9 protein-coding genes are annotated in these 9202 nt (G+C 37.8%); 7 read left to right on the plus strand and 2 right to left on the minus strand.

Features of this window, described 5'->3' with window-relative positions; all coding sequences use genetic code 11:
* Window positions 1–108: 108 nt before the first annotated feature.
* Entirely contained in the window at window positions 109–846 is a 738-nt protein-coding gene (locus ACY10D_RS00105) for a response regulator (RefSeq protein ID WP_486998785.1), read from the minus strand.
* A gap of 204 nt (window positions 847–1050) precedes the next feature.
* On the opposite strand from ACY10D_RS00105, the gene ACY10D_RS00110 reads away from it, so the two are divergent.
* From ACY10D_RS00110 to ACY10D_RS00140, 7 genes are all read left to right on the plus strand, one after another.
* Complete coding sequence (locus ACY10D_RS00110; protein WP_486998786.1) at window positions 1051–1593, plus strand: hypothetical protein; 543 nt, start codon at window positions 1051–1053, stop codon at window positions 1591–1593.
* Between the two features lie 77 nt (window positions 1594–1670).
* Window positions 1671–2618: an NHL repeat-containing protein gene (locus tag ACY10D_RS00115; RefSeq protein WP_486998787.1), complete on the plus strand. Its 948-nt coding sequence runs from the start codon at window positions 1671–1673 to the stop codon at window positions 2616–2618.
* Between the two features lie 271 nt (window positions 2619–2889).
* Window positions 2890–4266: a leucyl aminopeptidase family protein gene (locus ACY10D_RS00120; RefSeq protein ID WP_486998788.1), complete on the plus strand. Its 1377-nt coding sequence runs from the start codon at window positions 2890–2892 to the stop codon at window positions 4264–4266.
* A 199-nt stretch (window positions 4267–4465) separates the two neighbouring features.
* Window positions 4466–4954 (plus strand): hypothetical protein, encoded by a 489-nt coding sequence (locus tag ACY10D_RS00125; protein ID WP_486998789.1) that lies wholly within the window; start codon window positions 4466–4468, stop codon window positions 4952–4954.
* A gap of 63 nt (window positions 4955–5017) precedes the next feature.
* Window positions 5018–5773, plus strand: coding sequence for a sulfite exporter TauE/SafE family protein (locus ACY10D_RS00130; RefSeq protein ID WP_192483322.1), 756 nt, complete (start codon window positions 5018–5020; stop codon window positions 5771–5773).
* A gap of 212 nt (window positions 5774–5985) precedes the next feature.
* Complete coding sequence (locus tag ACY10D_RS00135; protein ID WP_486998790.1) at window positions 5986–6630, plus strand: DotU family type IV/VI secretion system protein; 645 nt, start codon at window positions 5986–5988, stop codon at window positions 6628–6630.
* Window positions 6631–6653: 23 nt separating this feature from the next.
* Complete coding sequence (locus ACY10D_RS00140) at window positions 6654–7832, plus strand: type VI secretion system protein IglI family protein (RefSeq protein WP_486998791.1); 1179 nt, start codon at window positions 6654–6656, stop codon at window positions 7830–7832.
* Between the two features lie 10 nt (window positions 7833–7842).
* Here ACY10D_RS00140 and ACY10D_RS00145 read toward each other — a convergent pair whose 3' ends face one another.
* Window positions 7843–8928, minus strand: coding sequence for a carbohydrate kinase family protein (locus ACY10D_RS00145; RefSeq protein WP_486998792.1), 1086 nt, complete (start codon window positions 8926–8928; stop codon window positions 7843–7845).
* Window positions 8929–9202: the final 274 nt, after the last annotated feature.

Below are 9202 nucleotides of genomic sequence, written 5' to 3' on the forward strand. Positions count from 1 at the left end.
TCCCTATAAACCTATGCTTTGCAAGAGGGGTGGCAGCCGTAGGCTGACGGGGTGTTTATAAAATCATAGTTTTTCTAAAGTGCGTAACTCCAGTAATTGAAATGAAATTCAGGTCGCTTTTTTAATAACATTTGAATTAAATACATAACCACGCCCATGATGCGTTTGGATAAGCCTAGGGTGTTTGGTGTCGTCTTCAATTTTCTTACGTAATAATCCAACGCGGACATCAATTGCACGATCATAAATATCACGTTTACTGGTGTTGGTCTGATTCAGTAGAAATTCACGCTCCAAAATGCGCCGTGGATGCTCAAGGAAAATCATCAGTAAATTAGCATCTGCCGTTGACAATTGGACTTCTTCGCTTGTAGTTGTTAGCAATGACGTGCGCGTATCAAATTGCCAGCGATCAAACTGATAAATCTTATCTTTAAGCTCGGGTGAAGCCTGCGCCATGCGTCGATAGATGGCATTGATGCGCGCCATAAGCTCAAGTGTGCTAAAGGGTTTCACTAAGAAATCGTCAACACCAGCATCAAAAGCTAAGATGCGCTCAGAAACTTCCTGTGACGCAGTGATCATGATAATCGGTGTATTGGTGATGGCGCGAATTTGGCGACAGACTTCAATGCCATCGATTTCAGGTAACATTAAATCGAGTAAAATAGCATCAAATTTTTTCTGAGTCAGTGTTGCGCTGACTTCTTTGGGGTGATGAATGGCAAGTGCATCAATATTAAAGCGATCTTTAAGTGTTTGCATCAAGCTTTTGGTGATCTCTTTATCATCATCAATGATAAGAATGTTCTTAATCGAATTTACTTGGCTATTGGTTAAAGTCATTGACTTGCAGTCCTTACATCTTTTTATTGCTTCTAAACATAATTAAAAGCTTTTTTGATTATTTTTCAAGGAAAACTGAGTCTCTCATATGTGTTGCAGTTAAGATATATATTTTTTACACATATAAACATATTTTAATTATTTCTTTGTTTTAAGATTGTTCTGAAATTTTAGAAACATTTTATTATAAGCTCTGGGGTAACTATGCAATTTCTCACATCTAGATTTAAAGGTTTATCACGAATATTCGCTAGTATACTATTGGTGGTAGGCTGTGGCTCAGGAGTTGGTAGTCCATCACAGAATGAAAATGAGAACTTTACTGTCGTACTTTCGGGGAGTCCTAATACTCTTATTGCAGGGCATCATTATCAATTAGATGTTGCATTAAAATCAAAGCAAGATAAAGGTGTTGCTGTAACAGATTCCAAGACACATCAGGTGAAGTTAATTGATGAATCTAATTGCTCAACTCAACTTATAGTAACTCCACAGGTACAACAAGTTATGGTAGATGCAACGCCTCTAACCTTTACTATAGAGGTTGCTCAGGATGATATGTGTGCGTCACATAGACTTGGAGTTGTAGTTGATCATGATAACGTTGTTGATAGTATAACCATCAAAACAGGCCAAGGAATAAGTTTTTCTAAGCTAGGTAATGATTTGGTTAATGCTAATGCTGCTAAGGATGTTGAAGGCGCCTTGATAAGTATTAACCAAGCAACACACTGCCAGAAATTTTGATCAATAGCTATGGCAATCCATACAGTCATATTGATTGGTATGCTCTTAACTTAGACCATGCAAGTTGGCAATCTTTTATGAAATTATCTCAATCTGAACAAACGAGCACAGCAAACTTTGATGCAGCAGTTTCTGATAGCAAAGGTAATCGTTATTTCGCTATTTCAAGTTTTGAAATGGGTAATAGTTATGCTGGCATTTTGCAGTATACGGTAAATGGAAAGATCAAAGTTGTTGAAAATACGCAACATCTTACTTCATCTGGTGTGATTACTTTAAAAGCCAATCCAGATAAAGATCAAATATATGCAGCATTTAACAATGCTCAGCCTTATGGTGGTACTGTTTATGTTGATGTATATAACTCAAAGACAGGAACTAATGAACTAATCACCACACCATTTAAGGCGATTAATGGTACAAAGATTGGTTTAGCAGTAGATAGTGATGATAATATCTATGTCGCATATGTTTACTCTGGAGTGCAGGTTCAGAAATATAATATCAATACAAAAACTTGGCAGTCATTAACTCATAATGCCATATTGCCGATGGCAAATATTGATGATATTCATTTAAGCTATGACAAACATGAAGGCCTATATCTCGCGTTTGGTGTGCTACTAGCATCTGCAGGAAACTATGCAGCTTTTTATCATTATACTGGGAGTGCATTTAATCAAGTTTCCACCCTAAAATTATCAACCTTCTATGGTGATAATTCTGGTAATAATGCTGATAATTCAATTCGATTTAAGGTAATAAAAGGAGGCTTATATTTTGCTTACATCGCGCCAGAGTCAGAAATGTCCCGAGAAAATAGTGTGTACTTTGATCGCTATGATTTAACAACACATATTTGGCAGGATTATAGCGCTGAATTAGCCACATTATTAACACATTCTGTTTCGTATTTTGATATGCAAGTAGATGATTTAGCTAACCTGTATTTTGTCAGCCAAAGCATAATAAGTAAGAACAATCCTGGTGATGTGATTGTCGTTAAAGGTAAAAATTGGGTTTAGATAGAGAACCACTTGCTGATTAGATTTCTCAAGTGTTACAGTAACAGCTACCAAGACACAAAATACTCCAACAAATGCTGCTAAAGGTGTGACGTATCCATTTACCAATACCAATACATCGTTGCCTGTTCGCAGATCCAATTGATTAATCAAGCCACCTAGTTCAAGAGCACCAAAATGCTTTACAATGGGTATATTTTGCAGGTGACACTTTCAAATCCTTGGTAATCCTTTAATATACTTCCATCAATTAAGTTGTTGCGAGGTTATTATGGCATTTTCATGTTTTTACAAAACAATCAAAAAAGAAGCAGTAGAATTAATTGTTGTCCCTGTTGATCAATACCAAAGTTGGTTAGAGCAGCAAGAACAATCAAAGCAAAATATGCTTAAAGCACAAAGCTTTAAAGCCATCTCTGGTAAGAGCGCTTTATTTTTTAATAGTGATGGTGAGTTATCTGCGGCATTGATTGTTATCGATACTAAAGACATGTGGTCAATGTCAAGCTTATGTCAGTCATTGCCGCATGGTGATTATCAGATTACGGATCCTTTTGATGTCGTTGATTCCGAGCTTTTCTATTTGGCATTTGGTTTAGGTTGTTATCAGTTTCTAACGTATAAGTCAGACAAAAAGACGAATACCATTAAATTATATTTACCTAAGAAGTTTGCTGAGGTTGAGAAAACCTTACGTGCAATTTATTTAGTGCGCGATATGATTAATACACCCGCTGCAGATATGGGTCCTGAAGAGATTGCGCGACAAACTCAGAAATTAGCGCAAACCTTTTCGGCTACTTTTTCAGAAATCGTGGGTGATGACCTATTAACAAAAGGCTATCGTGGTATTCATGCGGTGGGGCGAGCCAGTGCCAGAGCACCAAGACGCATTCGCCTAGATTGGGGTAATGAAGCGCATCCGCATATTGTGCTTGTTGGTAAGGGTGTTGTTTTTGATACCGGTGGTTTGGATATTAAACCGGCTAGTGGTATGCTTTTGATGCATAAAGATATGGGTGGATCAGCGCAAGTCTTAGGTTTAGCGCGCTTGATTATGGATACACAATTGCCAGTGCGTTTAACTGTCCTTATTTCAGCCGTTGAAAATGCGATTTCAGGCAATGCTTATCGCCCAAGTGATGTGATTAAAATGTATAATGGTACAACGGTTGAAGTGACCAATACTGATGCTGAAGGGCGAATTGTATTAGCGGATATTTTAACTGAAGCAACGCGTGAGAAACCAAGTCTTGTAATGGATTTTGCGACATTAACGGGAGCAGCACGGATTGCTGTTGGTACTGAGATGTCGGCGTTTTTTGCCAATGATGAGGACTGGGCACATAAATTAAGTCTTGCCGCGGAAAAAGTGCAAGACCCTGTGTGGCGTATGCCGTTATATGCTTCTTATCGTAAGCTCCTAGATAGTCAGGTAGCAGATATTAAAAACTGCGCATCTGTACCATATGCTGGCAGTATTAGTGCGGCATTATTTTTACAAAGCTTTATTGAGCATAATACACCATGGCTTCATTTTGATTTAATGGCATGGAATATCTCAAATATGCCAGGACGAATGATTGGTGGTGAGGCAATGGGTATTCGCGCAGCATATGAGATGCTTAAAGCACACCTAGGTGTATGACGATCATTAAATACTCTTGATAAAATACCATAGTAATAATGAAGCAATACATTACGCTATTTCTTGCCTTTCCCTCTGCAAGATTGCTCGCGCAGCGTAAGCTGCGTGGGTGAGGGGGAATTAAACTTATTCTTTATTTTTTATCTCAGCCTAAAAAGTCAACTATACTTGCCATAGGATGATGCAATGAGGAAAGCTTATGGTAGTAATTGCAAACACAATGATCGAATCGTTTTATGATCTGATCGGTGAGGCACAAAAAATCATGGGCATTGAACTTGATGTCGAGATTGAGGCGTTTGTGGTTTATGCTTTACTAAGAAATGTCAACTATACTGCTCTTAAAGATATGACCTTTGCACAAAGTCTATTAACTGGTATCGCGCATAAAAATACCAATGAGCTTGAAAAAGTGCTTGATTGTTCTTTAATCTACGCCGGATGGTATCCAAAACGCGCACAAAAGTTAGGTCTGTCACCATCTTATTTTAGTGATATTGGTAAAACAGCCAGTCTAGAGCTTGCTTATTATTATCGAATACTGAAATCCTCTTATCAGAAAACCTATGCTAAAATCTCCGAGGAATTTGACAAGCTTGTGATGTTATTACAATCATTTTTAAGCGCGCAAGAAGTTCAAAAAATTTATACACAAGGATTTTTCCCAGTTAACCACAAAAATAGTTAGGAACTCTTTCAAATAAACAGTACATTATAGTTTCTAACGGTTGGTTGGTATGAAGTGACTAATATGGAGCACATCTCGTTTTTATCCGGTGCTTTTGTTTTTGCAATGATTTTTTTTGCAGGTTTTGTTGATTGTATTGCCGGAGGTGGTGGGATGATTACCATCCCAACGTATTTAAGTGTTGGCGTGCCACCGCATTTAGTGTTGGGCACCAATAAGATGGTAATGTCGGTGGGCACACTTTCGGCCGTTATCCGTTTGTTGTGTTCGGTAAAGGTTTATTGGCGTACGATTATCCTAGGTATTATATTGGCATTTATCGGCTCTTTACTGGGTGCCAAACTGATTAGTTATCTGGTGAGTTATCAACTGATGACAACCTTATTACTTATCATTATTCCGACGATTTTAATCATTGGTGCATTTAAAAACTACCGATCGGAAAGTAACTACACGTTGACACCAAAATTTTATCTGTATTTGGGTTTGATATGTTTTATTGTTGGCGCCTATGATGGTTTTTTTGGTCCGGGTACTGGAACCTTTTTGTTCTTAGGCTTTATGTATATTTTGTCGATGTCCGCCAAAGAATCAGTGACTAATGCCAAAATTGTTAATTTATCGGCGAACTTTGGTGCTTTGATTTACTTTTTATGGACGGGAAATATTGATTGGTACATCGTGATGATCGCTTTACCTGCGGCGATGATGGGCTATTTGTTGGGTGCGCAATTTGTGCTTAAGGCGAATATTAAGTGGCTTAAGAAGATTGTTATGCTAGTGCTTTTGGGACTGATGATTAAGTTATTGTTTTTTTAATCAGTATAAACCCAAATGTTTTGCTTCTTAGTGGCTAGACATATTTGTTTGCTATGGTAGTATCTTGCTGTATAGATAGCGATAATTGATCGAATGATTTTATTACAAATCAGCGAAGGCTAAGCTGTGAAAAGGAATCAGTACGATAGGTCTTATCTGATTTAATCGATGAGGTAAACGTGCTAATAAAAAGGTAAAGGAAGGTTGAAACAATGCAAAGTGAACTTCAATTATTATCGCAGTTAAGCGATTTAGTCTATTCAGCAAGTAATTTTAAAAAAACACTGATGCTTAATAATGCAGGTAAAACGAGTGATCAAGAGGTTCTCAAATTTCGTGAGAAAATTCGGGCGCAATTATTAGCGATGCAAAATCAGCTTAACACCGACTATAGTAGTAAAATTGCTGAGTTTATCCTTTTTCCAATTATTGCTAATGTCGATGAGAAATTTATGTTATTGATTACCGAGCGTGAGTTGCTCTGTCATTGGGATACCTTACAGGCTGAGTTTTATGGGCGCACAGATGGTGGTGAGTTTGTTTTTGATGTATTAGATGAAGTGCTATCAAATAAAATATATCCAAAAATCAGCTATGAAGTGCTTCTTATGGTATTGCAAGATGACTTTTTAGGGAAATATTATCACAACCCAAATCATGCTGAGCGCCACCAGTATATTTCACGTGTCAAATCGATATTAAAGGACTTTAATCAAAATACCAATATAAACGAAGATGTCGTTGCCACAACAACTTCACGTCAACAGATGCCCAATAGTCGTAAAGCGCAAAATCTCGTCTGGGGTGTTGTTGCGATATGTATTTTGGTGCCGCTTGGCATTTACTTTTTTGCGTAATAAGGAGAACAAGGAGGATAGATATGCAGTTAGCATTCTTAAGCAGCGTTGAAGATATTGTGCAACTTAAACGCTTAAATCCAATGTTGATGAGTGGCATTGTGCATCAATATCAAGAAGGAAAGTACGAAGCGGTTATCGAGGCAATTAGCCAATATGTTGAAGAAACCAAAAGCATAGATGTCTATATTCTTTTTATGGGATATGCCGCGGACTTGTTTTTGAGCGCAAAATCTTTGGCAGATATTAACACAAGTATTAAGGCTTATGATGAGCAGTTAAATACATTATCGGGACGTGTATCTCCCTTAGAGCGTTTTGATACCACTTTACTCAGTGGTATTGATATCTTTGTGCAAATGCTGGATATGAAAATAACCGCTGAAATCAAGCAGGTTAAGGTATTTGATGTCGATGTTTTGGTAGAGTCTTATGAATTATTATTAGATACCGTGCAAAGCCTAACCTCAATACAATTGAAATTAGACTCACGTAAGTCGATATTAACAACCCATAAAACGATCAAAGAGCTTAAGCTTGCCATTAAGCGTCTACTTGATAAAGAGCAGCAAAATGAATCTTTAACTGCTGATGTTGATGGGGCAAGTGAACCTGTAACAAAACAAGCCTCACAAAAGGAAACTAAAAATTGCTATATTGATGAGTTTGCTTCAGTCAAATGGTATAAATTCGTCAAAAAAGTATTGATTTTACAAAACATGATCAAGGCCAAACGCTTTTTTGAGGCGGCAATCGTTTATGAAGATATGCAAAAAGAGCTGACACATTTTGACCCAAAAGATTATTTTCCAGGTCTTTTTTTCCCGCTATATAAAAATCTAGCACCCAATGCACGAACGATTTATAAGCATATTGAGCAGAACTCTAATTCATTGGAATGGCATATTGCCAAGAAGCTCTATCAAAGTGATCCAATGCGTTTTTTGCGTGATTTACCCAATATGGCAGAGAATAACTATCATGATGAGCAGTTTCATCAAGGCGATTATGCCGAACCTATGCAAAATGAAGGTCGTAAGTTGATGGAAGATGTCAGTGTATTATCAGAAAGTGAAGATATTCGCTTTAAAGAAGACATTGTCGATGATAAAGAAGAATCACTCATTGACGATAATGAAATTGATCATTTATTAGAGGAGATTGAAGGCGTATGGGATCAAGCAGGTTTATCGAAAGAATAGACAAGAAAGCTTACCACTCAACAATGCTTAAGGTATCAGGGACATCGGCAATTTTAGTTGCAATGGTTTCTTTATCTAAAAGTCCTGTTTTGGCATCGTGGTATTGAATCACTGAAGCGCTATTAATCAGACCATAGCAAATCGCAGTACGCACATTCTCACCAGCATATATCGCACCACAAAAGCTTGAGCCAAAAGCATCGCCAGCACCTAATGTATTGACAACATTATCAATCTTAAGTGCTGGATGAAAGTACATTTTCTTCTCGGTCGCGACATAGACCCCTTCGCTGCCATCGGTAACGACAACGATGCGAGGCCCTAGGTTCAATGCTTTTTGAAAGAAGGCTTTTAACGAGAAAAAACTATCTTGATAAACAGGCTGTGCTTGCAATAGATTCTGATGATGATCGACTGCTGCTTCATCAGTGGGGTTGTCTTCGCAACTTAATAAAGAGCTCATGAGTTTTTGCGCTTCTTGATAATTCATGATCAAGATATCAATGCCGCCTAAGGCTTCTAAAATAAAGCTACTACCGACTTCAAGTTGGCTATAACCAGGATTAATGGCAACTTTGGTATTGCACACTTTAGCCAATTTGACAATTTGTGGCAGCTGCGCGGCTGAAGCTTTGCTAAGAGATGTAACATAGACAAAATCAGCTTCTTCAATTGCCGCAACCGGTAAGTCTTCGGTTAATAAATCGCGATTAGCTCCGCGATAAGCAAAGATCGTACGATCACCTTTAAGTGATGGTACAACATAAGAAGTCGCCGTACCATAGTGATTAGAGTAGCGTACAATCGAGGTATCAACGCCTTGCGATTTCAGCTCTTCCAGAAGTGATTTACCAATATTATCTTTACCTACTTTGCCAAAAAAACGCACGTTAAATCCAAGTTTTTGCAAGGAAACAGCGGCATTGGTCGCACCACCACCACTAAAGCATTTCTGATCAGTGACCTCGATTTTGGCACCTTCCTCAAGTAATAAATAGGACTGCTTAGTGTGTGGCTTTTGGATTTCCATGGTTTCCATTTGCTCGTATTCGATAATTGTATCTAATGTTGCACCACCGATGGTCAAAGCTTTCATATGTGGGCTTACTCCAGTAAAACATTAATGATAGGCATTGTGCCTTAATTTTTAGCGGGTGTCATGAATGTAATGGCGTTAGTAATGATTTCATTTAAGCTATTTGTCGGTGTTTCAATATTGTCTTTGACTGTTTTCGCATAAAGTGCTTCTTTTATGGGTGGTGTTCTACTTTAGCATTTCATATGTTTCGTCCTCACTCAACTCGATTGATATTAAAGACCAATCACCGTGTCATGCATTAGCTCAGTTTTTGAAAAACAAATGCTTTTCC

Source organism: Cysteiniphilum sp. (genome assembly GCF_057495195.1).

Bases quoted from the DNA above. Each gene is read 5' to 3' on its own strand.
- ACY10D_RS00105 (WP_486998785.1), bottom strand. From the start codon at position 846: ATGACTTTAACCAATAGCCAAGTAAATTCGATTAAGAACATTCTTATC.
- ACY10D_RS00110 (WP_486998786.1), top strand. From the start codon at position 1,051: ATGCAATTTCTCACATCTAGATTTAAAGGTTTATCACGAATATTCGCT.
- ACY10D_RS00115 (WP_486998787.1), top strand. From the start codon at position 1,671: ATGAAATTATCTCAATCTGAACAAACGAGCACAGCAAACTTTGATGCA.
- ACY10D_RS00120 (WP_486998788.1), top strand. From the start codon at position 2,890: ATGGCATTTTCATGTTTTTACAAAACAATCAAAAAAGAAGCAGTAGAA.
- ACY10D_RS00125 (WP_486998789.1), top strand. From the start codon at position 4,466: ATGGTAGTAATTGCAAACACAATGATCGAATCGTTTTATGATCTGATC.
- ACY10D_RS00130 (WP_192483322.1), top strand. From the start codon at position 5,018: ATGGAGCACATCTCGTTTTTATCCGGTGCTTTTGTTTTTGCAATGATT.
- ACY10D_RS00135 (WP_486998790.1), top strand. From the start codon at position 5,986: ATGCAAAGTGAACTTCAATTATTATCGCAGTTAAGCGATTTAGTCTAT.
- ACY10D_RS00140 (WP_486998791.1), top strand. From the start codon at position 6,654: ATGCAGTTAGCATTCTTAAGCAGCGTTGAAGATATTGTGCAACTTAAA.
- ACY10D_RS00145 (WP_486998792.1), bottom strand. From the start codon at position 8,928: ATGAAAGCTTTGACCATCGGTGGTGCAACATTAGATACAATTATCGAA.